The organism is Shewanella sp. LC6, assembly GCF_006385735.2.
Classification (GTDB): Bacteria; Pseudomonadota; Gammaproteobacteria; order Enterobacterales; family Shewanellaceae; genus Shewanella; species Shewanella xiamenensis.
Genome location: NZ_CP043902.1, coordinates 513,006 through 539,340 on the forward strand (window position 1 = coordinate 513,006; position 26,335 = coordinate 539,340).

Below are 26,335 nucleotides of genomic sequence, written 5' to 3' on the forward strand. Positions count from 1 at the left end.
CGATTTATGGCACGAACAAAGAAAGCAGATCAGCCGATGACCACCGCCCAGCAATTAGGTGCGATTGTTAAATCGTCTCGGCAAATCATGCGTAAAGATAAAGGCTTAAATGGCGATCTCGACCGCCTGCCAATGCTCACTTGGATCATGTTTTTGAAGTTTCTCGACGACTTAGAACAAATGCGAGAAACCGAAGCCGTGCTAGAAGGAAAAAGCTTCCAGCCAGCCATCGAAGCGCCATACCGCTGGCGAGATTGGGCAGCAATTGAAGGTGGTATCACCGGCGACGAGTTAATTGCCTTTATTAACAACGACGAAGCAATGCGACCTGATGGTACCCGTGGCATAGGTTTGTTTGCCTACTTGCGTAGCCTGCAAGGTGACAACGGTGGTGATCGCAGAGATGTGATTGCGACCGTGTTTAAAGGCATGCAAAACCGCATGATCAACGGCTATTTATTACGTGATGTTGTCGACAAAATAAACGGCATTCATTTCAACTCATCTGAAGAGATGCACACCTTAAGCCGCTTATACGAAACCATGTTGCGTGAAATGCGTGATGCTGCTGGCGACTCCGGCGAGTTTTATACTCCACGTCCAGTGGTTCGCTTTATGGTAGAGGTGATGGACCCGCAGTTGGGTGAGTCTGTATTGGACCCAGCCTGCGGCACGGGTGGTTTTTTGGTTGAAGCGTTCGAACACCTAGAGCGCCAGTGTAAAACAGTCGAAGACCGCGAAGTATTGCAAGAAAGCAGTATCTTTGGCGGTGAAGCCAAATCGTTGCCTTACCTGTTGGTACAAATGAACCTGTTATTGCATGGTTTGGAGTACCCAAGAATTGACCCAGAAAATAGCCTGCGTTTTCCACTACGAGAGATGGGCGACAAAGATCGTGTAGATGTGATCTTAACCAACCCACCGTTTGGTGGTGAGGAAGAAAAAGGCATTCTTGGTAACTTCCCGGAAGACATGCAAACCGCCGAAACCGCAATGCTGTTCCTTCAATTGATCATGCGTAAACTCAAACGCCCTGGTCATGGTTCAGACAATGGTGGCCGCGCCGCGGTTGTTGTGCCAAATGGCACGTTATTCAGTGATGGTATCAGCGCACGCATTAAAGAAGAGCTGTTAAAAAACTTTAATCTGCATACCATTGTTCGTTTGCCGGAAGGGGTATTCGCGCCTTATACCGATATTGCAGGCAACTTACTCTTCTTCGATCGTTCTGGCCCAACCGAGGATATTTGGTATTACCAAATATCGACGCCAGAAGGCAGAAAAAAATACACCAAGACTAAACCAATGGAGTACTTCGAATTCGAAGACTGCTTACAGTGGTGGGCTAGCCGTGTGGAAAACGCCCAAGCTTGGTCAGTGAAAGCACAAGACGTTATTCAATATGACGATAGCGGTAAGTTGGTTTCAGTTAACTTAGATATTAAGAACCCAAATAGTCTTGAGGCAATGGAGCACAAAGCGCCTAGAGAGTTGATAGATAAAATGCTGACAACCGAGCAGAGAATTACTCAGTTGCTGGAGGAGATAAAGTCTTCTTTGGGAGAGAAACTGTGAAATTTGGTTGGGACTGTGTGCCGATAGGTAGTATCGCTGAACGCATTGATAGACCTGAACCGCCAATAGCAGGTCAAAGCTATAGGCAGATTGGTGTTCGTCTTTGGGGCGAAGGCGCTTATGAGCGTGAAACTATCGACGGTGGTGATACGAAATATAAATTCCTAAATAAAGTGGAATCGGGCGATATCATCGTAAATAAAATTTGGGCAAGAAATGGTAGTGTCAGTCTAGTTACTCCTGAGCTTGCAGGTTGCTATTGCTCTGGTGAGTTTCCCCTCTTTCTGCCTAATAAAGAAAAGATAAATCCGAAATGGTTTTTTTGGATAACCAAGACTCGTTGGTTTTGGAACTTATGTGACGAGAAATCTCGAGGTACCAGCGGAAAAAATAGGATTAAACCTGAGAAGTTTCTCGATATTAATATTCCTTTGCCGCCTTTATCAGTTCAGGATGAGATTGTTAGCAAGATTGAAAACCTGTCTTTGAAATCAGGTTTAATCAGCGAGTTAAGAGAGTCCTTGTTAATAGATGCGCAAGCAATGCTGAGTAGTGCCTTTCATAAACTAATTGAGGGCGCTGTTTATAAGCCGATGTCGGAAGTGGCTCCGATTGTTAGAAGACAAATTGAAATTACAGTTGATGGTGAATATCCAGAACTGGGTGCTAGGTCTTTCGGTAAAGGTATTTTCCACAAGCCCACGTTAATCGGTGCGGAACTCGATTGGCAAAAGCTGTATACCGTCCACTCTGGTGATCTGGTCTTGAGTAATATTAAGGCTTGGGAAGGCGCTATTGCTGCTGCAGGAGATAATGAACACGGTCGAGTTGGGTCGCACAGGTATATCACATGTGTGCCTGTAGAAGGGGTAACAACTGCAAACTTTCTGGCGTTTTATCTTCTGACTCAAGAGGGTATTGAACAAGTACAGGCAGCTTCGCCTGGTAGTGCAGACCGAAACCGAACCTTAGCGATGAAAAGATTAGAGAAAATTAAGGTTCCTGTCCCCGATTACGATAAGCAGCTTTGGTTTAATCAACTGCAAAGCTATGTTGAAAAAATTAAACAAGCTCAATCAGAAAATGCAACTGAGTTAGAGGCTCTGATGCCTTCAATTTTGGATAAAGCCTTTAAGGGAGAATTGGTTTAATGTCTATGCCTGCACCGACGCTTGCTTATGATGCTGGCACCCAGCCTGTGATTGCTCATGGCTTGTCTTATCAGGACGAGCAAGTGAGCGAGATGTTAGCTGGCCCCGTAAAGCATATTTTGCAAGATACCGCAGGCAATGATGAGCTTCAGGAGTTACTTGGCAGTGTGGTGAGCACGGAATTTGAGCAAGAGGGTTTACGCCAAGCGCTGAACGATGAAACCGTGCCAGATAATTGGCGAGTAGGCGAGGCCATTGCTGAAGCCTTTGTGGCAGATAAAGGCAATTGCGTGTTTCCGTGGCCCACAGGGCGTGATCTTAAAAACCCGAACGCCAGCCCAGCAGGGTGCGATTTGACTGGATTTCAACCTGTAAACGATGCTGAGCTTCCCTACCGTTTTGCGTTTGGTGAAGTAAAAACATCTGAAGAGAACAAAGCGCCGCCAAGCGTGATGACCAGCTTGGGTACCCAATTGTTTGGGCTACGAGATAATCGCCAAGTAAAAGATGCCCTCTTACGTTATTTAGGACTCCATGCGGTGCGAGCACCGTGGGAACCGATGTTTAAAAGCGCTGCCAAACGCTATTTGAACTCGAACACAACGGACGTTGCTGTTTATGGTGTTTTGGTGCGCGATATTGCCCCAAGCGCTTCTGATATTGCTGGCCGAGCAAAAGCACTGGCGGCCGATTGTCCAGTGCAAACTGATATTGAAATGTACGCTTTATACCTTCCCCTAAACATGATTGGTACGCTGTCTGCTCGTGCTCAAGCGGCTATGCAGGAGGCGTCATGACGCTTTCACAAGAGCACTTACTACAGGTAGATCAGCATTGGGCTGTTCAGTCCATTAGCGCTGAGCGGCGTGATACGGCTATGGAAATGGCGGAGCGGCGCTTGGTTGATGTGGCGCTGGGTAATCTACTCGAACATGCGGCAACTGAGTTTGACAGTGACTTGTTAGAGCAAGTAGCAACAGCGTATGAGTTGGCCGCGATCGAAGGCATTGGCGCTTTGTTGCACCCTGTTGCCAATCAGGACAATAAAAATATTCGTGAGCTTGCACAAGCTGGCGCGTTTCGAGCGTTCGGGCTTTATCGTGTGTTACCCGTACCGAGTGACAATGAGGCGCGCTTGTTTCATGTGTTGCATGTGTCGGGTTTGGCGTATTGCGCCGATCGCTGGACCGATTTACGTCGATGGTTTGAAGAGCAGAACAGTACATTAGCAGTACCCAGTGTGGCAGGTGTTACTTGGGATAAGCGTCTGCTTTACCGAATTTTTGATTGTTGGTTACGACTACTACGTAAAAACCGCTGGGACGACTTAGATCAGATTTCAGAGATTGTACTTGGTTTACGAAACGATCAAGCGAACTACGAAAAAGCGTTACTAGAACAAACTCAAGGTGCAGAGGCGCAAAGCATAGCAATGCGTTTAGTGGCGCTTTATCACTGGGCCAAAGCAACAGAGCGTTTAGCGGTGTACATGCTGCAAGGCGAACCGGTAGCGATCGATGCACAATTAGATCAGCATTTTGAAGCGGCGCAAAAAGCGGCACAAGCCTCGAAAGACCCGCAGCTCGAAATGATTTTACGCTGGTTACATGTCGCAAGCCGAAAAATGGTCGCTGGCTCTTTATGGTGGGTGGCGCATACGGTTAACTCCCGTGTGACACGCTTTGTTTCCCATGTGACTAAGCACAAGAGCTTATTTGAACTGTTACCACCGCAACGAGCGGCACTGCAAGAGCAAGGTTTACTCGATCAAGCCAGTAGAGCGGTAATTGTTGATTTGCCTACATCCGGCGGTAAAACCGCGCTGGCACAATTCCGCATGTTGCAAGCGCTGAATCAATTTGATCAGGATGATGGTTGGGTGGCCTATGTTGCGCCAACTCGTGCTTTGGTTTCTCAAATTACCCGACGATTACGTGAAGATTTTGGCCCATTAGGTATTCAAGTTGAGCCGTTAACTGGCGCGATTGAGGTTGATGCTTTTGAAGAAGCGCTTTTGGGTGAAGCACGTGCTTTTCAGGTTTTGGTTGCAACACCTGAGAAACTTCAGTTGGTGATGAGAAACAAAAAAGTCGCTCGCCCATTGGCCTTAGTTGTGATGGATGAAGCTCACAATATTGAAGATGAGTCTCGTGGCTTGCGCATTGAACTTCTGCTTGCAACGATTAAGCAAGAATCACCTCGGGCAAACTTCTTACTCTTGATGCCATTTGTGCCGAATGCTAACGATTTAGCTCAATGGCTAGCCGCTGATCGTGGTCGAAGCATCAGCTTGGGCACCTCTGCTTGGCAACCGAATGAGAGAATTGTTGGCTTATTTGATATTCATAAAGGTGAAAAACGTGGTGATTGGAATTTAAGTTTTGAAACGTTGACGACCACTCAACGAACGATTCACCTTAAAGGAATCCACAATGTAGATGGTAACCGCCCTCTGCAAAAACTGACGTACTCTAGCGCTAAGGGGCTCGCAACACAGGCTGTTGCTATGGCTAAGGTTTTCTCTAAGCGTGGTACCAGTATTGCTGTAGCGCAGACAATTCCAGATGCTTGGAGTATTGCTCGTAAAGTTGCCGCAGAGCTTGAACCTTTAGTTCAGGTGCACGAAGACATTAAACTGGTTCAACGTTTTCTTGCGGCTGAGATTAGTGAGGACTTTGAGCTAATTGATATGTTGTCAAAAGGTGTTGTTGTGCATCATGCAGGCTTACCCGCTGAGGCGCTTTCATTAATCGAATGGCTTACAGAAGCTGGCCATATTCGAGTGATGTGCGCAACGACAACCATAGCACAAGGGCTTAACTTCCCTGTTTCATCTGTTTTTCTTGCGACGAGAAAATTGCCTTACGGCAATGAAATGTCGCATCGGGCATTTTGGAACCTCGCGGGACGAGCTGGGCGTATCGGCCATGATAGCGTAGGCGTTATCGGTATTGCAGCAGGTGCACAGCCGAATGAGATCCGGAAATATGTTAGTGATGCAACTGCATCGTTAGTTTCTCGCCTGGAAGGAATGCTGGATGATCTTCAAGCTGCGGGGGAATTAGCAAACTTATCTTGGGTTATGCAGCAAGAACAATGGGCAGACTTCAGAAGCTATATCGCTCATTTATGGAATGAAAAACGTAACTTGGACGCTGTAATTGGTGAAGCTGAACAATTACTGCGAAATACCTACGGGTTTGGTTCTCTTCGCGCTAAAGCTGATAAAGCCTCGCAAGAGAAAGCTGACGCGCTTCTTGAAGCTACTAAAGGGTATGTTAGAAAGTTAGCTGAGCATCCAGAAAATGCTTCGCTTGCTGATGTTACAGGCTTCTCTCCTGAGGGGGTTCGTTCAACTTTATTGGATTTGAATAACCTTGAAAACAAGTTAACGCTTGCAGATTGGGAGCCTTCGAGTCTATTTGGCGATAAATCGAAGTCTGTGCTGCCAAGCTTGATGGGGATTATGCTGCGGGTTCCGCAGTTACAAGAAAGTTTACGAGAGATCAGCAAAGGACAGGGGAATAGTCATCGTAAACTTGCTGATATTACCCAGGCTTGGGTAACAGGTAGCTCCATTGAATCTATAGCGAAGACTTACTTTGAAGGTGATAGCCTTACAGATCAAATATCTAAAGCTTGCAGAGCAGTTTATAGAGATTTGGCCAATAATGGCGCTTGGGGGTTGTCGGCATTAAGCAAAATGCCAACTTCAGGGCTTGATTTTGAAGCCATGACAGACGAAGAAAAGCGCAGATTAAATAACCTCCCAGCGATGCTTTACCATGGGGTGAAAACCGAAGAAGGCGTGTTGATGCGCATGAACAGCGTTCCGCGTAGTATTGCTGAACGTGCCGGTGAAGACTTTAAGGCTCGAACTGAAGCCGGTGCAGAAAATACTCTGTCGCCTCGAAAAGCCAGCGAATATCTGAAGTCTTTGAAACCGGATGATTGGGCGCGTTTGAAACCTGATAATTCCTCGCTGTCCGGCGAAGACTATTTGAAAGTATGGAAACGGCTTTCAGGTGAAGCTTAAAAAGTCCTTCTTGTTCTAGAGGATGGTACCGACATTTATGTCGGTGCCAGGTAATTTCAGTAAAAAATAGTTAATTACTAATGTCCATATAATCAAGCAGTTAAAGATTACTAACCATTTCGTGGATCAACACGAGATGGTACGAATAGATGGCCATTTTGCATTGTTAATATTAAAATCGCATCAACAACACCCCTCCCGCTACCCGTTAGATCAGCGCCCTGCGAGGGGTTGCTCTTTTTTCAGGCTTCTAATTTTTGGTACCGTAATGAGTTACGGCACCAAAATTCGCTTTCAACCACACATCATTCTCCGGCCCACAAAGGTGGTGCAGCAGCGCTAGGTTAATCTGGTTGCTGATCACGTTGCAGTTTCGTTTTTGGCTCTCTTTTCTCAAACCTCTCAGTAATAACCCCGTACATGATTTGCCCATTTGCTCCGGCGAACTGGGCAGGCAAAAGGCGCGATTTTGCTGTTTGGGGTGCAAGGTAGCGCGCTTTCCTGTTTTAGATAAAGGCGTGATGCACCAAAAAATACAGGCGTTGGCCGGTGTGTTGGCTGGTAATGTGTTGTTTTGAGTTGTGCCATCCTCATATATCGGTAAAAAATGTGCCGGTAACAGAACTAACCCGCCTTGGGCGTGGCCATCAACCTCAGGTAAAGGTAGCCAATACAGGCTTGGCCATTGCTCGGGGTACTGCCATTTTTCTACGATCTCTTGTGCGCCAATGCTATTCAGCCATTGGTGAATCGGGCAGCCAAGGTGAGCTTGTTTAACGCGCGGTAACTGAAAGGTCAGCCAGCGGGTTAAACGTTCGGCGGCATTATCGCACTGGCTTAGTGCTGGGTAGAGGGTAAGCACGTCATGCCCAACCAGTAAAGCGACCACCTGCTGTATCCATTCTCTATTCCAGTCGTTGTCACTTGCCCATAACACGTCACTTATCACCTTGTTGGTTTTTCATGCCGTCTATTTTCAGTGGTCGGGTGCAGACTCGGTGGTGAATTAGATGAAAGAAATGGCCATCAAACTAACCAGTCAAAACAGTTTCTCCTGATGGCCTGTGTGCGGCTAACTGTTTGATATACATGGTCCAATACGGCGCTGTTTGGCGGCATTTGGCTAGTGCAAAAAAATCGAGACGCCAAACGATCGTTTGCATTCTGGGTTTAAAAAATCAAACGGTTTGTACTTTGGAGTCGAGGTTGGTTTAGGGCGAAAAAAGTGCCAAACCTTGCTTTGAGCCAGTATTAGCAAGGCCTACCAGCGTTGGATTTCAATCGAGAAGCCAAACAGTGAATGGGCTAATTTCCCTGTTTGGCGTTTCGATCCAAAAGCCAAACGGATAGTGGTTTTGGCGTATGGGTATAAAGGCATGGGGAAGTGTTTAATGAAGTGCTGCTGTTTATTTTGACTTGGGATTTGATGGAGAGGCGTCTTCCAACTTGAGTGAAGGTTGCTTGTCACTGTTACCCTCAAAGTATTCAAGGGCGTACCCCATTGCTTTGTAGCTTTTCTCGCGTTTTTTAAACATGCGTTGCAGCATAGGGAGGGCGCAGTCCACATAGTCGTGAATGGTCACTTGTGTTTTTCCTTCCGATTCACGATGAATACGACCGGCATATTGGGCCAATGTGCCTTTCCATGCGATTGGCATGGCCAAAAACAACGTATCCAGTCTTGGTAGGTCAAATCCTTCGCCTACATATTTTCCTGTTGCGACGACAACTTGAGCCGATTGCAAATGATTGTCAGCGTTCTTGCGTTCCGCAGCTTTCATGGCGCCTTTAAGTACGACAGTGCTTATACCCATCTCGGTAAGTCGTGAGTGTATGTACTCTGCGTGCTCTCTACGCTCTGTAAGGACTAACGGGTGTCCGCCATTTTGAACACACTCGTAGGCGTCTGAGACGATTATTGACGTGCGCTGTTCGTTATCGACGAGCCAGCGGTAGGCATCGCTTATTTTTGGGCGCTCATCTGTTTTTATTAGCTCAGCTGGCGGCATATTGTAGAGCTGATGAATCATCACGGTTTGAGTAAACTGCTCATCAGGGCTTTGTTTCACTTTGTAGCGGATGGGCCCTGCCGCCATAAAAATGATCTTTTGATGACCATCTTGTCGCTCTGGTGTTGCTGTTAGACCCAATACATATTTTGCTCTTACCTCGTTGAGTACCATTTCAAACCTTGGTGCAGATAGATGGTGGCATTCATCAACAATAATGTGGCCGTAGTCTTGGATGAGAGGGGTGATGGAATTGTCTTTTTTATTAACCAAGCTTTGGTAGGTGGCTATGTCGATAATGCCACTCGGCTTTCTTTTACCCCCGCCTATGCTGCCAATGTTTACTTCGGGTAAGAACGTGCGTAAGCGCTCTTGCCATTGTTCGAGCAGTTGTCGGCTATGAACCAGTATTAGGGTATTTACTTTGCGTTTTACGATCATACCAATGGCTGTAACCGTTTTTCCAAATGCGGTGGGCGCATGCAAAATACCAAAGTCGTGTTTAGATATTGCGGCCACTGCGTCACGCTGGTTCTTTCGCAAAGTGAACTCGGGGCTAAGTTTCAATAATGGTTTGCCGGTTTCACGCTTATCGTCAAATAGAGGCGAAATATTTTGCTCTTGTAGCAAAGCAATCGCGTCATCAAGACAGCCTCGCGGTAGAGCTAGATAACCGTTTTCAATACGAGCACAGGAAATAAACCTTGGAATGCCATGGGTTGAAAAGCGCAACGCTTGTGTTTTAAAAAACACAGGATTAGAAAAACTCGCTAATCGCTTTAGACCTGCCAGTAGTGGCCCAGGTAACTCGCTCATCAAAAAGTAGATATGGTTGGCCAAGGTAATGGTCACGTTTTTCGGCAAAGACTCTAATTTTATTGGTGCGGCTTTGGCCGTGATTTCCCAAGGAGGGCGGTTGTCTGTTAGCCCTTGTTCGGACAGCAATAGGGTATTGGGTGAAATGGTTGTTATGAGTTGATCAATACTCGACTGAGTGAGCGTTTTAAGCCCAGCAAGGTACTGCCATTGATCATCGATGGCATTCAGATCACTGTCAACAAAGCAACTACGGCCTGAAAGGCGAGCCTCCTTTTGAAGTGGTAGCGCAATGAGATTGCCAAACCCGCCTTCAGGAAGTACATCTTGGTTAGGAAAGAGCCTGTCATAGGAGTCAAACGAAAGATTTGGAAATATTTCCATGGCTTTATCAAGCAAAGCGAAACCCAGTGCCCGAGCCTGGTTAGCGGGGATATTGGTTTCAAAAAATATCCATAAGTGCGCCCCGTTTCCTGAGCGCGAGATTTCTATCGCGTGCGGAATATCAAACGCTTGGCACGCTTTGGACATTGCTTTGACTTCTTCTTGCCAACAGCCTTTGTCAAAATCGGCTGCCAACAAATAGCACGTATTATCTTTCATTAAGGGATACAGCCCGACCACTTGATGACCGGCAAGGTGCCTGTAAATAATGCGCTCGTTTAGTTCGCTAAACTTTCGGTGTGAACAGTCTTGGCATTTAATGCGGGGTTTGTTGCAAACCCCGTTTACCCATTCATTATCACAGGCTACGGAGTAGCCACTTCGGCCCTGTTGGTTTTGCCAACGATTGGCAAAGATATCCTCTCGCCCACGAAATCGTTGTCTGAATAGGGCGACTTTTTGTTCTGGCGTGAATGTCTGTACTGAACGCTCGTTTTGAGCGCTACGCAAAGCCTCTCTTAATGCGAGAAGCTGCTGCTTTTCGTTTTCAAGCTCAGCTAGCCTGTTATCAATAGCAGAAATGTTTGGGTAGCGAGCGTCATTCATAACAAACTAATTTTGATTCGAAGCACTATGAGGCGCGAACTTGCGGTGGTTTGATCAGCGACTCTGCTGGAATACCTAACCCTTCATGAAGTTTCCAAATCATTTTTAGCGTGAGTGATCGCTTATGGTTTAGGATTTCATAAACACGATTGCTTTTACCTATCATGGGTTCAAGATCTTTAACCGTTAAGCCTTTGCGCTCCATCTCAAACTTTATTGCCTCAACAGGGTCTGGCAAATCCATTGGAAAATGCTTTGCTTCGTAGGCCTCGACTAACGTAACCAAAATGTCCAGCTTTTCACCTTCAACGGTATCTGGCTCCGCCATCATTAGGTTTTCGATGTCGTTTAATGCCGCGCGGTAGTCGGCATCTGTTTTAATAGGTCTGATGTCCATTATATTTACCTCTTGTTACTACCTTTTGGCTTCAAATCGTTTGCACATCAATTTGATCGTATTGTGCATGGCTGCCGATAAACCGTATGTAAACCACCTTGTAGGCATAATTGATCCAAACGACTAATCGGTATTTATTACCGGCAATGTTAAACACGACACGCCCATCTTTGAGGATGCTGGCAGTTCCAAAGTCCTCTTTCACATCCGCCGGTGATCCCCAATCAGCGTTTAATGCATGCCTATACCACGCTAACGTTGGCTCTTTCGCGTCAATGTATTCTGGGCTGTCTTCCCAAAATGTTTTTAAGGTTGATAATGCGATAATTCTCATAAATAGATGCTAGTCCCATTTTGGGACTTTTGCAAGTTTGGAATTTTTGATGCGGTTAGGAGTTGTTACCGCATCCCCGATTGCCCCATTCCTTGGGGCAGTTTAATTACCTCTTATTCACCCTCTAAAGCTTGCTGTATCTAGTTTTGCCCCATTGTCCCAACTGCCCACAGTAAGTGAGCAAACGGGGGCTTGCTAATTTCGCCTGATTGGCTTTTTCGGCATACGGCTGCGTTTGCCATCGAAGAACGCCAATACTCTGAACCAATAGAGTGATTCTTCATAACCTAGGCTGTACTTTGGGCGTGCAGGCGGGATGAGTCCTAGTTTACGTCCTAGGCTGACAATCACGTAGAACGTGAGTTTTAGCGTCAGCCACGGGGCGAGAACCACCAATGTCGTCAGGCAATATCGGGTTAGTGTGTAGCCTAGGCCATGAGATTGCTCGAGTAAGGCAATGCCAATACACCAGCCAAGGCCTGCCAGCATGGCTATTGGAAAGGTAATGGGGGCGAGTCGCATCATAAATTGCATGTTATATCCTTCCTACTTGAAGCTGCAGCGGTGTTGGCTGCGTTCGTTCACCCCAATCACATAGTATGTCTATGCTCATGGGGATTCATTCACTTGTCGCCTAGCTGCAACTCCCAGTAGTTTGGCTATAGCGCCCTCCTGTGTGGTGCTGTGAAGGGTGCTCAAAGTTCACCAGCGGTTCAACCACATCAGCCACGGTTTGATGGGCAATTCGGCGTTCTTCAAAGTAATCGTGGCGGTCGTAGATACCCTCAACACCTTTTAGCTTATGGTTAAGACAGCGTTCGGCCACATTGCCTGCAATGCCCAAAGAGGCGGCAAGGCTGCGAAAGGTGCGGCGCAAATCGTGTACGGTGAAGTGTTCAAGTTTGCCCATTTTATTGGGAGGCTGTTTTTTGCGACCTGGCTCGCGACCAAAGAGTTTAGAAATGGCGCGGTTTAGCGTATCTGGCCCCATATGTGGACGGTGGCTTGCTCGTCTGGCTGGGAAAACATAAGGCGATCCACAAGCACGGATTTGCAGCTCGTTAAACCAGGTAATGGCTTGGCGCGGTAAGGGGATGCTGATCGGCACGCCAGTTTTACTTCGTTCCTTGGGTAGGTCCCACACGCCCGTGGTTAAATCCATTTCACGCCACATGGCTTCGCATAGTTCGCTTTTACGCACGCCCAACACCAAAAACAGGCAGCAAGCGAGGTAGTTATCGCGGCCAAAGCTATTGATATGGGTATGAAACACGCTGAAGGCGTAGTGAATTTCCTCTTTGCTGAGCATCCTGTCTTTACTGGACTCCACGCCACCGGCATCGTCCACGGTAAAGGCTGCGGCTGGGTTATTCAGCGTTAAGTCGAGCTTTATCGCATGTCGAAACAGCTGCTTCATGTACATCAAGGTATCGTTGGCAATGGTCGGGCGGTTACTTTCTCGAATGCGCTCTAATACTTCGCGCACATCGCGTGCAGTCACCTCAGCAATACACTTAATGCCAATCACAGGGCGTATGTCTTTGGTGTAAACCCGATACGGAATCTTTGGATGCTTAAGTCGTCGACTCAGGTCTGTTCGATACCAGTCATGGAACAGTTGATCCACGGTTTCAATCTCAGGTAACTCGATTTTCTGTTTTTCCAGAAGAGGATCGATGCCGTCGCGTACTTCTTTTCGAAAATAAGCGGCGGCAATTCGAGCGTCTGCCAACGACATCAAAGGAAATTGCCCCAAGGTCGCTTCTCGTCTTCCTTTGGCTGTGGTGTAGCGGATCATCCAATAAGGCGAGCCCTGTTTGCGGACGCAAAAGTATAGGCCTTCACCGTCTGAATATTTTTTGGGGTCGGCTTTGCTGTATGCAATAACCTGTTTTGCTGTGAGTTTTCCCATGTTTACTCCATAGTTGCTGAAATAATGGAGGGGGCAATAATGGCTGCCCACCACCGATTTGCTTATTGAATCAGCAGCTAACCTGTTGTGGTAGCGAGTTAAATGCGAAAATTGGGCAACTTACTGCTCACCAATTTGCTCACCGCAAAACGCTTATTGAGCCATAATGAGGGGGCTGCCCACCATTCTGCCCACCACTAAACAGGTAGTTGGTAACGGACATCTGCAAACCGATTTGGACGGGAAAAATAAAAAAGCCCTGTATTTACAAGCAAATAACAGGGCTTCTAAGACATTCTTGGACGGGTAAAAAAACTATTCGATGTTTTGGATCTGCTCGCGCATTTGTTCGATGAGCACTTTGAGCTCGACGGCGGCGGCGGTGATTTCGGTGCTGATGGATTTAGAGGCGAGGGTGTTCGATTCGCGGTTAAATTCTTGCATCATAAAATCTAAACGGCGACCTTCGCTGCCGCCTTTTTTGAGGATGCGGCGGGCTTCGTTAACATGGGCTTCGAGCCTGTCCATTTCCTCTGCCACATCTTGTTTTTGCGCTAACAAGATCATCTCCTGCTCGATGCGGGCGGGATCGAGTTCACCTTTGATTTCGGCGAGACGATTGGTGAGTTTATCGCGCTGATATTCCATGACTTTAGGCATATGCTCGCGTACAACGGCGATTTGCTCGCTGACGCCGTCTAAACGGCTTAAGAGCATGTCTTTGATGGCTGCGCCTTCACGGCCTCGGGCTTCAATGAATTGGTCGATAGCTAAGTCGAAGGCGGTCATTAAATCGGCACCAACCGCGTCCATATCCTGCTCAGCACTAGAAAGTACTCCTGGCCAGCGCAAAATATCGGTGAGGTTGACTTCGCCTTGTCCGGCTTCTTGTTTGAGCCAACTAGCGGCGTCGAGTAGCTGTTTGGCTAACCCTTGGTTTAATTTAAGTTCGTTATTGCTGTTATCGGCTAATTCGTAGCGTAAATTGACCTCGACTTTACCGCGGCTTAAGCGTTTACGCAGGCGGTCGCGTAAAACGGGCTCGAAGCTGCGGAATTGTTCTGGCAGACGTAGGTAAGTTTCGAGATAACGCTGGTTGACTGAGCGAATTTCCCAAGAGGCAGTGCCCCATTGTGCTTTGTGCTCAATGCGAGCGTAGGCTGTCATGCTTTGGATCATGGGTTGTCCTAGTGGTTTAATCGTCATAATGAGAGGCGATTATAGAGTCAATGGCTTTAGGATTAAAGGCATACCACTACTCGCGAGGAGGATTAGGTGTTTGTGTGACGAGTTTGCTAGAGAATCACCCTAAGCATGGCATCTATAGGCACAAAACCCTATAATATGCAGCCAAAATCGGTCAATGACTCAGAATACAGGAATTTCGCATGCGTCCAAGTAACAGAACGCCAGCACAAACACGCCCCATTACTATCACTCGCCAATTTACGGCCCATGCCGAAGGTTCTGTGTTAGTCGAATTTGGCGAAACTAAAGTGCTTTGTACCGCCAGTTTTACTGAGGGTGTACCGCGTTTCCTTAAAGGTCAGGGCCAAGGCTGGGTAACGGCGGAATACGGCATGTTGCCACGCTCAACCCATAGCCGTATGGATCGTGAAGCCGCTCGTGGTAAACAATCTGGCCGCACGCAAGAAATTCAACGTCTTATCGGCCGTGCGTTGCGTGCCTGTGTGGATATGAAAGCGCTGGGTGAAAACACCATTGTCATCGATTGTGATGTGATCCAAGCTGATGGCGGTACTCGCACCGCGTCAATCACTGGTGCTTGTGTCGCCTTAGTGGATGCGCTTAACTGGGCTCGTGGTAAAGGCATTATTAAATCTAACCCGCTTAAGTTCTTAATCGCTGCGGTCAGCGTGGGTATCTACAACGGTGAAGCGATAAGCGACCTAGAGTATGTTGAAGACAGCGCAGCCGAAACCGATATGAACGTGGTAATGACAGAAACCGGTAAGATTATCGAAATTCAAGGTACTGCCGAAGGTGAACCGTTTACTCACGAAGAGTTGATTGAGCTACTTGGTTTAGCGAAGAACAGTATTCGCGAAATCGTCGATGTGCAGAAAGCCGCATTAAATTAATTGTTATTGATAAAAAGCCCCGTTATGGGGCTTTTTATTAAATCAATTTTGCTATAACCCAATAAAAATAGAACGTTAAAGTCGTAAGGAGAGATTGTGAAAGCCTATCAACGTGAGTTTATTGAATTTGCCCTAGAGCGTCAGGTGTTGCGATTCGGCGAGTTTACCCTTAAATCGGGCCGTATCAGTCCTTATTTCTTTAATGCGGGTTTATTCAATACTGGCCGTGATTTAGCCCGTTTAGGGCGTTTTTATGCGGCGGCGTTAGTGGATTCTGGCATAGAGTACGATCTGTTGTTTGGCCCAGCTTACAAAGGTATTCCGATTGCGACCACGACAGCGGTGGCTTTGTGCGAACATCACGATATCGATATTCCCTACTGCTTTAACCGTAAAGAGAAAAAAGATCACGGTGAGGGCGGTAGCTTAGTCGGTAGCGAGCTTAAAGGTCGGGTGATGCTGGTGGACGATGTGATCACTGCGGGAACGGCGATCCGTGAGTCGATGGAAATCATCGAAGCTCATCAAGCGCAGCTGGCAGGCGTATTAATTGCGCTGGATAGGCAAGAAAAGGGCAAGGGCGAATTGTCAGCCATCCAAGAGGTCGAGCGTGATTTTGGCTGTGGTATTGTGGCGATCATCAAGCTTGCGGATCTGATCCGCTATTTATCTGAAAAACCAGGTATGGAAGCGCAACTAGCAGCGGTAAGCCAATACCGTGAGCAGTATGGCATCGAGGCCTAATAAGGCTTAAGCGTGTTATAAACCGCTAAAACAGAAACGCTGCAATTCAATAAGAATGGCAGCGTTTTTTTATATCTCACACAAAGTAAGGTCTTACTTCGACTGGTGTAAAAACTCGGCGCGGGTCGCGGGGTTGGATTTAAAAATGCCACCTAAGGCCGTAGTGGTGGTGGAGCTAGTGGAGTCCATTACGCCGCGGGATTTTACGCAGTAATGCACCGCATCCATTTTAACCGCAACATCTTTAGTTTCGAGCAAGGTCTGCAGCGCGACTAACACTTGCTGAGTCAAACGCTCTTGTACCTGAGGACGTTGGGCAAAGAAACGTACAATGCGGTTAATCTTTGATAAACCAATAATTTTTTTACGTGGAAGATACGCAATGGTTGCTGTGCCATCAATAGTGACAAGGTGATGTTCACAGGTACTGGTCAGGCTAATATCCTGTACGCGCACCATTTCATCAAAGCCCATTTTGTTATCAATCACAGTGATCTTCGGGAAGTTAGCATAATCTAGACCGGAGAAGATTTCGTCGACATACATTTTGGCGATGCGGCGTGGGGTATCGGCAAGACTGTCATCAGAAAGATCCAGTGACATAAGCGTCAGAATTTCCTTCATATGGTGTTCAATCTTGTCCTTACGCTCTTCAGGAGTAAACACACTGGGGAGCATGGGGGTTTCAAGTCCGCGCTCTTGCAGGGCGGCTTGTACTTTTACTGCTGCTTCACTTAATGACATTTTTATCCTCCACTACTTCAGTAGCGGCTATCACTGAAAACCTAGCACCCTAAACTGAGTTTGTACAATGGGTGAACTCAGGTACAAATCGACTGGTTCTTATCTGGGTAAGAACAAGGTGGGGGAGAATAGCGCGAATTGCGGATAATTCATACCAAAAAACGCTCACGCTGAAGATGAAAAAGCCGATAGTCCTTATCGATTATCGGCTCCTCGGGGCGTTAAAACATTATTATCTTGATGAAGATAATAGGGCGTGTTGACGTTTCAGGATTATTTTTGCAGCAATGTGGCTGGCTTTTATGCAAGGCAAAGTCCGTGCTGTGTAGTTATTCTACATAAACGGACGATAACGCGGCAGAAAAGCCAGCCAAATGCTGCCCGAAGGGGTCGTCTGGCAAGCCCTTGCTCTTACTTTCTGTCATAAGAGCCGCTCGTCATTTGAGTAGAATAACTACACATCATTCCTCGTTTCACGAGCACGTGCTTGCCAGAACGAACAAAATTTAATCTCGAAACGTCAACACGCCCTAGTTATTTTAGTGAGTACTAAAGTTTTAAGTTGGTTTTTAAGAAGCTCAGCATCTGATCGTAATATTTGGCTCTATGCTCATCGTTATAAAAACCATGGCCTTCGTTATCCATCACCAGTTTTTGGTAAGGATAATTATGGGCTTTGAGGGCTTTTTCTAGTGATTCTAATTGTTCAATCGGCGCTCGCTCATCGTCACCACCGTGAACCAGTAAGAGGTTCGCTTTTAATTTAGCAACGTTCTCTGAGGGAGACATGGCTTTTAGGGTGGCTTTGTCTTGGCCGAGTACGTCCTTAAGATAGCTTGTGCCTGAACGTGTTCTGGCGACGTCACCTTCATCAAACATCAACTCCAGATCATACACACCAGCAAACCCAACCGCGCATTTAAACATATCGGGGGCTAATACTGCGCTTTGTAGGGCGCTATAGCCGCCAAAGCTACCGCCTGCGATACAAACTCGTTCTTTATCGGCAAAGCCTTGGTCAATCACATATTGAGTCGCATCGATAATATCGTGCTGAATATCCGAGCCCCATTTTTGATAGCCAGCTCGCTCGAAACGCTTGCCATAACCACCTGAGCCACGGAAGTTAACCTGTAATACCGCGATACCATTTTGGGCGAGTAATTGATTTTGAGGGTCAAAGCCCCACCAGTCACGAATACCATGGGGGCCACCATGGGGATTGACGACCAAAGGGAGATTTTTGGCTTCTTTGCCGAAGGGTAAGGTTAAGTAGCCATGGATTTTCTGGCCATCGCGGTTGGTGAAGCTAATGGGTTTAACCTCCGCCATTTGCTCTGGGTCGAGCCATTTGCGAGCGGTGGCTAGATACTCTAGCTTGAGCTTTTTAGTATCAAACAAATAGTAATCACCGGGATTGCGGTCGTTAAATGCAATCACCACCAGTTGCTCGCCATTACGGGTTTCGCTGACAATCCGTACTTGATGCCCGGGTAGAGCTGCAATTAAATCCTTGAGTAGTTTGGCGTGGCTATCGTTGTTATCGACAAATGCATAACTGGGATAGCCATTTTCAAATTCAACGGCATAGAGCTGTTTGTTTGTGCCATTGATCCAGAAGTTGCTCGGATCTACAACCTCATCTTGAATGATCTCGGCCTTCTCGCCTGTTTCGAGGTTGATGCGATAGACGCCTAAGGTTTCAGTGCCCACGCGACCCGCAGCATAGATGGTATTTTTATTATCAGCGAAAGAGATAGGCGTAAAATCACTTAAGCCAAGGTTAAGTTTGTCGGTGTTTATCCATTCGCCATCTTTGCGGTAAAAGACTTTAGTGATGTTTTTGCCATCTTCCCCTGCCACAAAGCGGACTTCACCCTCATGGTCTGTCATAAAGCGTGCTCGGCCAATGGGGGAGCCTGTTATACGTTTACGAACCCCGCTAAATAAGTCAACGCGGTAAACATCCTGAAGTGTTTCAGTAAAGTTGGGGGCACCACCCCATGGGATCGCATTGACTAACATATAACGCTCGTCATCAGGCAGGGGATCGAGAATAAAGGCGGTAGCACTTATAGGAGTATTTTTCTTGAGATTCGATCCTGTTTGTTGCTCGCTACTTTTATAACCAAATAAATATTTTGGGCGAGAACCATCGGCATTAACCGCCATTAATTCGCCGTAGTATTGGGGCACATCGCTCCAGCCCTTAAGGTATTCTTTTGCCAGTACTATGCGCTCGCTATTGGCCCATTCATAGGTGCCTACCTGCGCGTTGCTCGGGAAGCGAATTGCGTTAAGCAATTTTTTGGTTTGTGCATCGAGTACTAAGAGGACATTCTTGCCTTCGACACTGGTGATTGCACTTAAGTATTTGCCGGTAGGCGAGATTTTGACGTTAGAGTACTCGTTACCGCGACTGAATAATTGGGATTGTGACAGGGCATTTGTGGCCGAGGTTTCGGCCGCTAATGTGCTGAAAGGCATAATAGGCAAGCAAATTACGGCCAATGCAGCAAATGGCAAAGATTTCATCTGACATCCTTGTAATATTATTGTGGTTTTTGTTTTGTAAATGTTTACTCGAGATTAAAACAAAAGAAATACCGATACAAGGAGTAGGGGATAAAAGAAAGGACGGTGATTACCGTCCTTTATGTTGATAAATCATTAGCTTTGCAACAGCTGATGCTGAATAAAGCGCCACTGTTCATCGAAGTGTTGTGTGGGTTTTAGTTTAAACTCACTGCGGACAAATTGAGCAATTCGCCCCTCTGCGAAGGCTAACAGCAAATTAGCTAAAATAGCCTCATCTAAATTAAAGCCTTTGCCTTCTCGCAGGGTCTTTTCCCGCAAAATTTGCTTAAGTTGAGTTTCTATTTTTGCAAATAGCGTACTAATGCGGCTACGCAGACGCTCATTTTCACCTAAAAGCGCATCACCATTGAGGACGCGCGAGATCCCTGGATTACGCTCGGCAAAAATCAGCAGTAGTTGCAGCACCAGTTGACAGCGTTTCATGGTGTCTTTTTCATCATCCATGATGATGTTGATACGAGAGAGTAATGACTCTTCAATAAACTCAATTAACCCTTCGAACATCCGTGCCTTACTCGGGAAGTGGCGATAGAGTGCCGCTTCCGATACGCCGACTTCTGAGGCGAGTTTAGCGGTGGTAATACGTTGTCCTGGGCTGGTTTCTAGCATTTGTGCTAGGCATTGCAGTATGTGTTCACGACGATTAATTTTTGGGCTTACAGCCATTGCAGTATCCTTCGCTCAATAACGATTCAGGTTATTTAGTGCCAGAATGGCCAAATCCACCTTCACCACGGTCTGAGCTATCGAACTCATCAACGAGTTTGAATTGTGCTTGTACCACAGGGACAAACACCAGTTGTGCGAGACGATCACCGATTTCTAAGGTAAATGGGGTATCGCTGCGGTTCCAACAAGAGACCATTAAGGGCCCCTGATAATCCGAATCGATAAGCCCAACCAGATTTCCAAGGACGATACCGTGCTTATGCCCAAGGCCTGAACGCGGTAAAATCACTGCTGCAAGGCCTGGATCTGCTACATGGATGGCGATACCCGTTGGGATTAACTGAGTTTCTCCCGGGGCTATCGTCATGGTGGTATCTATCATGGCGCGAAGATCCATGCCTGCGCTGCCTGGTGTGGCATAGGCAGGCAGCGGGAATTCAGAGCCAATACGGGAATCGAGGATCTTTAATTCAATCGGTGTTTTCATTTGTGTTGTTTTTCTTTCACTATCAACGAAAGTAATTGCCGAGCCAACGTGAGTTTATCGGTAGCAGGCAAATCTTGACTACCCTGTGGCCAGAATACGCGCAGGGCATTGGCATCGGCGTTAAAGCCTAGACCAGCAACGGATACATCGTTTGCCGCGATCATATTCAAATTTTTACGTTTGAGTTTATCGCGGGCGTAGGCTTCTACATCATGGGTTTCTGCGGCAAATCCCACCATAAAAGGACGGTTTGCCAAGCTTGCGACCGTCGCTAAGATATCAGGATTCCTCACCAGCGCAAGTTGCATTTCTTCCGCTGACTTTTTGATTTTACTGGTGGCAATATCGCTGACGCGATAGTCAGCAACCGCCGCACAGCCGATAAAAATATCTTTATTATCAACATTCTCCATCACAGCATCGAGCATATTCTGTGCCGATTCAACATTGATTCGTGTCACCCCTTCTGGGGTGGCTAAATTTACGGGTCCTGCGACCAAGGTCACATCGGCGCCCATATCGGCCGCGGCCTTCGCTAAGGCAAAGCCCATCTTGCCTGAGCTGTGATTAGAGATATAGCGTACAGGATCGATGGCTTCGCGGGTTGGGCCTGCGGTGATCAGTACCGATTGGCCTGCTAGCGGTTGTGACTCCTGTTCAGCATAGACATCTTTTGTTGCAAAAAAGCGACTCGCAAGTTCGGCAATTTCGAGCGGTTCGAGCATGCGGCCAGGGCCCACTTCACCGCAAGCTTGACTGCCACTTGCCGGTCCCCACAGGGTGTAACCACGGCTTTGTAAACTGGCTAAATTGGCTTGAGTGGCGAGATTACGATACATCTGCTGATTCATCGCAGGGCAGAGCGCAATTGGCGCTTCAGTGGCAAGACAAGTGGTTGTGATTAATTCATCAGCCATGCCTGCATTGATTCGGGCGATAAGATTTGCTGTAGAAGGGGCGATAATCACTAAATCGGCCCATCGCGCCAGTTCAATATGCCCCATCGCCGCTTCGGCGGCGGGATCGAGTAAGCTCGATGATACAGGATGCCCTGATAAGGCTTGCAGTGTGAGTGGGGTAATAAATTCCATCGCACTTTGGCTCATTACCACACGTACATCAAAGCCGCGTTCTTTTAAGCGGCGCACTAAATCCGCACTTTTGTAGGCCGCAATGCCGCCACCAATACCCAGTAGGACGTTTTTTGTTATCAGGCTCACAGACATCATCCGAGATTGAAATAATGTCGCCAACCATACCACAAAGCGATGAATTGGCGTGACTGTCCCAGTTCAAAAAATCTCGTCCATACTTGCTAAAGTAAAAATATGCGACGACAGGAGGTCACATGGCGATTAAGGATTGGCTAGAGGGAGAAGGGCCGCGGGATAAGTTATTGCTAAAAGGCGCTAGTCATCTCTCGGATGCCGAATTACTGGCGGTGTTGTTGCGTAATGGCCTGTCTGGGCTGAATGCCGTAGACCTTGCCCGCTCACTTATTCAAGAATTTGGTGGTTTAAGAAGCTTACTTTGCGCACCAAAGCATCAGGTGTGTCGACTTCCTGGCGTGGGACCTGTAAAATACGCCCAGCTTCAAGCCGCGGCTGAATTAGCGAGGCGTGTGGCACAAGAAAACCTGCAGAGAGGTCAGGTTTTGACAAATCCCGATTTAACTCGGGATTATTTAATGAGACAATTAGCTGACCGCTCCTATGAAGTGTTCGCAATTTTGCTGCTGGATAGCCAGCATAGAGTGATTCAGTTCGTCGAATTATTCCGCGGAACAATAGATTCAGCCTCAGTGTACCCACGTGAAGTGGTGAGCTTAGTGCTGGAGAAAAAGGCTGCTGCCGTCATAGTGTGTCACAATCATCCGTCTGGTATTGCCGAGCCCAGTCAGGCTGACAGACGAATAACTGAGCGATTAAAAAATGCGTTGGCAACCATAGATGTATCCCTGTTGGATCATATGGTTGTTGGTGATCGAGAGATAGTTTCCTTCGCGGAACGAGGCTGGATTAATTAATCTAACACTTGATCTTCACTCTGTGATCGTGTATAAAATGCGCCCTCTTTGTGCCTCGGGCGACGGCCATACGAGGCACATTAATGCTCGAGCGTTAAAATTGTTTTTGGAGAAGATTGACATGTCAAGAGTATGCCAAGTTACTGGCAAGAAGCCGATGGTTGGTAACAACCGTTCGCACGCAAAAAACGCGACCCGTCGTCGTTTTTTACCTAACCTACAAAACCACCGTTTTTGGTTAGAAGAAGAAAAACGTTTCGTACAGTTACGTGTATCTACTAAAGGTATCCGTCTGATCGATAAGAAAGGTATTGAAGTTGTTGTTGCTGAACTTCGTGCCCGTGGCGAGAAGGTGTAATAGATCATGGCTAAAGCTAAAGGTAATCGTGAGAAGATCAAATTAGTTTCTACAGCTAAAACTGGTCACTTCTACACAACTGAAAAAAACAAGCGTAACATGCCAGAAAAAATGGAAATCAAAAAATTTGATCCAGTTATTCGTCAGCACGTTATCTACAAAGAAGCAAAAATCAAGTAATCCTTGTTTAGTGTTTCGAGAAAAGCCCCTTATCTAAGGGGCTTTTTTTTGGCTTTTCGTCATCAAGATGAGATAAATCTGTCCCATATTTGGCGATTGCGACTAAATCATATTTGGTTAAAAAAATGTAATCATTTATCAAAAGTGCAATTTTTTGAAAATATAAGCACTTTTTTGTATTAAAACTGCATTTTAATGAGAATAAATTCTTTATTGGTGAATTAAAATGCAATACTATACGCGGGTTTTCGTTATTCACTCCTGGTAAGCCATTTTGGGGGTACCAGCTTAAATATGAGGTGTAAACAACGCGTGCGTACCACTGAACTGGTTGATGGATTTCGTCATTCTGCCCCTTACGTTAATGCCCATAGAGGGAAAACCTTTGTGGTGATGTTGGGTGGCGAGGCTTTAGCACAAAATCAATTTCGCGGCATTTTGAATGACGTGGCGTTGTTACACAGTTTGGGTATTAAAGTGGTGTTGGTGTATGGCGCGAGGCCGCAAATCGATGCAGCGTTAGCCGCCAATGGGATTGAACCCGCCTACCACGAAGGTGTACGTATCACGGATGAAGACTCACTCAAAGTCATTAAGCAAGTCGCGGGTGCATTACAGTTTGATATTACCGCGCGTTTATCGATGAGTTTAAGCAATACGCCGATGCAAGGTGCGCAAATTAACTTAGTCAGCGGTAACTTTGTGATTGCTCAGCCACTGGGCGTCGATAATGGTGTGGATTTTTGTCTAAGCGGCAAAGTGCGCCGTATCGATACTCAAGGGCTTAAGCGTCAGCTCGATAACCACTGTATCGTGTTGATGGGGCCGATTGCTGCATCCGTCACTGGCGAAAGCTTTAACCTCACGGCCGAAGAGATTGCCACTCAGGTTGCTATCAAGCTTAAGGCCGACAAGATGATTGGCTTTAGTTCGCAAAATGGCATCCTCGATCGCAATGGCGATGTGATTGCCGAATTAATGCCAAATGATGCGCAAAATATTCTGACTAAGCTTGCTGAGCAAGGTTCTGCCTGTGTGGGCACGATGGCTTTCCTCAAGGCGAGTATTGATGCGTGCCGTAATGGGGTACCCCGTTGTCATTTGGTTAGCTATCTTGATGATGGTGCCTTGCTGCAGGAGTTGTTCTCCCGCGAAGGCATAGGCACGCAAATCGTGACAGAAAGCGCTGAGCGCCTGCGCCGCGCATCGATTAGCGATATTGGCGGCATATTGAATTTAATCCGTCCTCTGGAAGAGCAAGGGATTTTGGTGCGCCGAAGCCGTGAGCAGCTTGAGATTGAGATCGAGCAGTTTATGTTGATTGAGCGAGACGGCTTAGTGATTGGCTGCGCGGCCCTGTATCCGTTCGAGGAGGATAACGCCGGTGAGTTTGCCTGTTTAGTGGTGCATCCAGATTATCGCGATGCGGATAGGGGCAGTCTGCTGCTGAAAAACATCATAGGTCAGGCGCGTCATCGGGGTTATTCCCGTTTGTTTGCCTTGACTACCCGCAGCATTCACTGGTTCTTAGAACATGGCTTTGTGATTGAAGATGTGGATGCATTGCCGCAGAAGAAAAAGCAGTTGTATAACTATCAGCGCCGCTCTAAAATTCTCGCCCTTGATCTGTAAGCTTTTTACGCTTGATAAGATGCCAGCCTAACGCTGGCATTTTTGTTGACATAATATGTCTTTGTTGGCAGATTAAGCTTTTCTTCCTTAAGGACTGCCCACCATGGTGACTCAGTTTTTCTCCCTCGCGCCTCTGACTCAAACTTCAATTTTAAGCTTTATTATCTTGTTGTTAGGTTTAGCAGGCGTACTGTGGATGTTGTGGGTTAAACCTATGCCGAAAGTGGCTAAATCGGCGAGCTTAGGCATCTTGTTAGTAATGATTGGCGGATTTTCTTGGGTGTTTTATCAATCCCATAATGCTGAAATCGCGTTAACCGACACCGAACTAAAACTCGATATTCCCTTCTATAAAGTGCAATTAGCGCGTTCCGAACTGTTAGTCGAGCAGGCGCGTCTTATCGACTTGAAGCAGGAGGCGGATTTAGCGCCCAGCTTTAAAACCAATGGTATCGGTATGCCTGGGTATCAACTTGGCTGGTTTAATTTGAAGGGGAAGGGCAAGGCATTTGTGGCAGTGACGGATAAATCCGAGCTAGTGTTAGTGCCAACGACACGAGGCTACAATCTGCTCTTGTCTGTGCCCGAGGGCGAGAAATTTTTAGCCCAACTACAAAAGTAGCAGATTCAGTATACTTACCACTACTTTTGTAACCATTGGCTACAGCGCGATATTATCGCGCCGTTTTGCGTTTATAGACCATATCGAAGGTGAACACCAGCAGGGCGCTCCAGATAAAACCAAAGGTGATGCTCTTCTCGGCATCGAAGGGTTCATTGAATAAGGTTACCGCGAGGATAAACATAATACTCGGGCCGATATATTGGAAAAAGCCGAGCATAGACAATGGAATACGTACCGCTGCACCGGCAAAACACAATAGTGGAATCGTGGTAACAATCCCGGCTGCTATCAACAATAAATTAAGGTGCCAATCGTTGGTGAGCATATTCGCCGTGGCGCTATCTAAGGTTGCGACCAGATAAACCAATGCGACCGGTAGTAGGATGGCGGTTTCGACTAGCAGACCCGATTTAGCATCCACGTTGACCTTTTTACGCAGCAGCGCATATACCCCGAAGGTGCCCGCTAAGGCGAGGGAGACAATAGGGATCGAGCCGAATGAGACTAATTGGATCAGCACGCCAGTACTCGCCAGCGCGACGGCAAACCATTGCAACTTGCGTAATCTTTCCCCTAAAAACAGCATGCCGAGCAGTACATTGAGTAATGGGTTAATAAAATAGCCTAGGCTAGCATCGAGCATATGATCATTATTCACTGCCCAGATAAAAATCAACCAGTTACCTGCAATTAACAGAGAGGTGATTGTCAGTACAAGCAGTTGTTTTGGCTGTTTAAACAGCTGGCGCAGTTTTTCAAAACCGCCAATAAACAGCATGATGATCACCATAAATACAAATGACCAGATCACCCGATGCAGTAAAATTTCGGTCGCCGAAACATGGTGGAGTAGTTTGAAATATAAGGGCGCAAATCCCCACATACAGTAAGCACTGACGGCAAGTAGGATCCCTTTGCGGTATTCGGTATCAGGCATGAGACATCTTCGA

The 26,335-nt window shown here is 46.8% G+C and carries 24 protein-coding genes; 11 read left to right on the forward strand and 13 right to left on the reverse strand.

Annotated elements, in window-relative coordinates; genetic code table 11:
- Positions 1 to 6 precede the first annotated feature (6 nt).
- From FJD32_RS02405 to FJD32_RS02420, 4 genes are read left to right on the forward strand one after another with little or no spacing between them, the layout of a single operon-like run.
- The gene (locus tag FJD32_RS02405) at positions 7 to 1,575 is read left to right on the forward strand and encodes an N-6 DNA methylase (RefSeq protein ID WP_172884640.1); all 1,569 of its coding nucleotides are present in this window, start codon (positions 7 to 9) and stop codon (positions 1,573 to 1,575) included.
- Complete coding sequence (locus FJD32_RS02410) at positions 1,572 to 2,726, forward strand: restriction endonuclease subunit S (protein WP_240199982.1); 1,155 nt, start codon at positions 1,572 to 1,574, stop codon at positions 2,724 to 2,726. Before FJD32_RS02405 ends, FJD32_RS02410 begins: the two co-directional genes overlap by 4 nt.
- Positions 2,726 to 3,523: a hypothetical protein gene (locus FJD32_RS02415; protein ID WP_140907587.1), complete on the forward strand. Its 798-nt coding sequence runs from the start codon at positions 2,726 to 2,728 to the stop codon at positions 3,521 to 3,523. The genes FJD32_RS02410 and FJD32_RS02415 overlap by 1 nt, the downstream gene beginning before the upstream one ends.
- Positions 3,520 to 6,762, forward strand: a complete 3,243-nt coding sequence (locus FJD32_RS02420; protein WP_140907586.1) for a DEAD/DEAH box helicase — start codon at positions 3,520 to 3,522, stop codon at positions 6,760 to 6,762. The genes FJD32_RS02415 and FJD32_RS02420 overlap by 4 nt, the downstream gene beginning before the upstream one ends.
- Positions 6,763 to 7,012: 250 nt before the next feature.
- Here the strand turns inward: FJD32_RS02420 and FJD32_RS02425 are convergent, their stop codons facing one another.
- From FJD32_RS02425 to FJD32_RS02455, 7 genes are all read right to left on the reverse strand, one after another.
- The gene (locus FJD32_RS02425; RefSeq protein ID WP_140907585.1) at positions 7,013 to 7,699 is read right to left on the reverse strand and encodes a hypothetical protein; all 687 of its coding nucleotides are present in this window, start codon (positions 7,697 to 7,699) and stop codon (positions 7,013 to 7,015) included.
- Between the two features lie 469 nt (positions 7,700 to 8,168).
- Positions 8,169 to 10,577, reverse strand: a complete 2,409-nt coding sequence (locus FJD32_RS02430) for a DEAD/DEAH box helicase (protein ID WP_140907584.1) — start codon at positions 10,575 to 10,577, stop codon at positions 8,169 to 8,171.
- A 25-nt stretch (positions 10,578 to 10,602) separates the two neighbouring features.
- Positions 10,603 to 10,974, reverse strand: a complete 372-nt coding sequence (locus tag FJD32_RS02435; RefSeq protein ID WP_000354815.1) for a transcriptional regulator — start codon at positions 10,972 to 10,974, stop codon at positions 10,603 to 10,605.
- 31 nt (positions 10,975 to 11,005) lie between these two features.
- Entirely contained in the window at positions 11,006 to 11,308 is a 303-nt protein-coding gene (locus tag FJD32_RS02440) for a type II toxin-antitoxin system HigB family toxin (RefSeq protein ID WP_140907583.1), read from the reverse strand.
- Between the two features lie 195 nt (positions 11,309 to 11,503).
- Positions 11,504 to 11,842 carry a hypothetical protein gene (locus FJD32_RS02445; RefSeq protein WP_140907582.1) on the reverse strand — a complete coding sequence of 113 codons (339 nt, stop codon included), beginning with the start codon at positions 11,840 to 11,842 and terminating at the stop codon, positions 11,504 to 11,506.
- Between the two features lie 100 nt (positions 11,843 to 11,942).
- Positions 11,943 to 13,220, reverse strand: coding sequence for a site-specific integrase (locus FJD32_RS02450; RefSeq protein WP_140907581.1), 1,278 nt, complete (start codon positions 13,218 to 13,220; stop codon positions 11,943 to 11,945).
- 315 nt (positions 13,221 to 13,535) lie between these two features.
- Complete coding sequence (locus FJD32_RS02455; protein WP_099457350.1) at positions 13,536 to 14,399, reverse strand: YicC/YloC family endoribonuclease; 864 nt, start codon at positions 14,397 to 14,399, stop codon at positions 13,536 to 13,538.
- Between the two features lie 209 nt (positions 14,400 to 14,608).
- Here FJD32_RS02455 and rph point away from each other — a divergent pair, with 209 nt between their 5' ends.
- Both rph and pyrE read left to right on the forward strand, forming a co-directional pair.
- A complete protein-coding gene (gene rph, locus FJD32_RS02460) occupies positions 14,609 to 15,322 on the forward strand; it encodes a ribonuclease PH (RefSeq protein ID WP_011073930.1) in 714 nt (237 codons plus the stop codon).
- Between the two features lie 96 nt (positions 15,323 to 15,418).
- Positions 15,419 to 16,066, forward strand: a complete 648-nt coding sequence (gene pyrE / locus FJD32_RS02465) for an orotate phosphoribosyltransferase (RefSeq protein WP_037422911.1) — start codon at positions 15,419 to 15,421, stop codon at positions 16,064 to 16,066.
- 93 nt (positions 16,067 to 16,159) lie between these two features.
- Here pyrE and folE read toward each other — a convergent pair whose 3' ends face one another.
- The 5 genes from folE to coaBC all read right to left on the reverse strand — a co-directional run bounded on the left by folE (position 16,160) and on the right by coaBC (position 21,793).
- On the reverse strand, positions 16,160 to 16,810 hold the full coding sequence (gene folE / locus FJD32_RS02470) for a GTP cyclohydrolase I FolE (protein WP_037422910.1): 651 nt from the start codon (positions 16,808 to 16,810) through the stop codon (positions 16,160 to 16,162).
- A gap of 549 nt (positions 16,811 to 17,359) precedes the next feature.
- Positions 17,360 to 19,345 carry a S9 family peptidase gene (locus FJD32_RS02475; RefSeq protein WP_055647680.1) on the reverse strand — a complete coding sequence of 662 codons (1,986 nt, stop codon included), beginning with the start codon at positions 19,343 to 19,345 and terminating at the stop codon, positions 17,360 to 17,362.
- A 135-nt stretch (positions 19,346 to 19,480) separates the two neighbouring features.
- A complete protein-coding gene (gene slmA, locus FJD32_RS02480; protein WP_011073926.1) occupies positions 19,481 to 20,074 on the reverse strand; it encodes a nucleoid occlusion factor SlmA in 594 nt (197 codons plus the stop codon).
- A 31-nt stretch (positions 20,075 to 20,105) separates the two neighbouring features.
- On the reverse strand, positions 20,106 to 20,564 hold the full coding sequence (dut, locus tag FJD32_RS02485) for a dUTP diphosphatase (protein ID WP_011624324.1): 459 nt from the start codon (positions 20,562 to 20,564) through the stop codon (positions 20,106 to 20,108).
- On the reverse strand, positions 20,561 to 21,793 hold the full coding sequence (coaBC, locus tag FJD32_RS02490; RefSeq protein WP_088586576.1) for a bifunctional phosphopantothenoylcysteine decarboxylase/phosphopantothenate--cysteine ligase CoaBC: 1,233 nt from the start codon (positions 21,791 to 21,793) through the stop codon (positions 20,561 to 20,563). Before coaBC ends, dut begins: the two co-directional genes overlap by 4 nt.
- 119 nt (positions 21,794 to 21,912) lie before the next feature.
- On the opposite strand from coaBC, the gene radC reads away from it, so the two are divergent.
- The 5 genes from radC (at position 21,913) to FJD32_RS02515 (ending at position 25,382) form a co-directional block, all read left to right on the forward strand.
- Positions 21,913 to 22,590, forward strand: coding sequence for a DNA repair protein RadC (radC, locus tag FJD32_RS02495; protein ID WP_088586577.1), 678 nt, complete (start codon positions 21,913 to 21,915; stop codon positions 22,588 to 22,590).
- Between the two features lie 121 nt (positions 22,591 to 22,711).
- Entirely contained in the window at positions 22,712 to 22,948 is a 237-nt protein-coding gene (gene rpmB, locus FJD32_RS02500; protein WP_006079870.1) for a 50S ribosomal protein L28, read from the forward strand.
- A gap of 6 nt (positions 22,949 to 22,954) precedes the next feature.
- A complete protein-coding gene (gene rpmG, locus FJD32_RS02505; protein ID WP_006079871.1) occupies positions 22,955 to 23,128 on the forward strand; it encodes a 50S ribosomal protein L33 in 174 nt (57 codons plus the stop codon).
- A 312-nt stretch (positions 23,129 to 23,440) separates the two neighbouring features.
- Positions 23,441 to 24,760: an amino-acid N-acetyltransferase gene (gene argA, locus FJD32_RS02510; protein WP_055647679.1), complete on the forward strand. Its 1,320-nt coding sequence runs from the start codon at positions 23,441 to 23,443 to the stop codon at positions 24,758 to 24,760.
- A gap of 103 nt (positions 24,761 to 24,863) precedes the next feature.
- Positions 24,864 to 25,382: a PH domain-containing protein gene (locus FJD32_RS02515; protein WP_088586579.1), complete on the forward strand. Its 519-nt coding sequence runs from the start codon at positions 24,864 to 24,866 to the stop codon at positions 25,380 to 25,382.
- Positions 25,383 to 25,434: 52 nt separating this feature from the next.
- On the opposite strand, the gene rarD is transcribed toward FJD32_RS02515, so the two are convergent.
- Positions 25,435 to 26,322, reverse strand: coding sequence for an EamA family transporter RarD (gene rarD / locus FJD32_RS02520; protein WP_088586580.1), 888 nt, complete (start codon positions 26,320 to 26,322; stop codon positions 25,435 to 25,437).
- Positions 26,323 to 26,335: the final 13 nt, after the last annotated feature.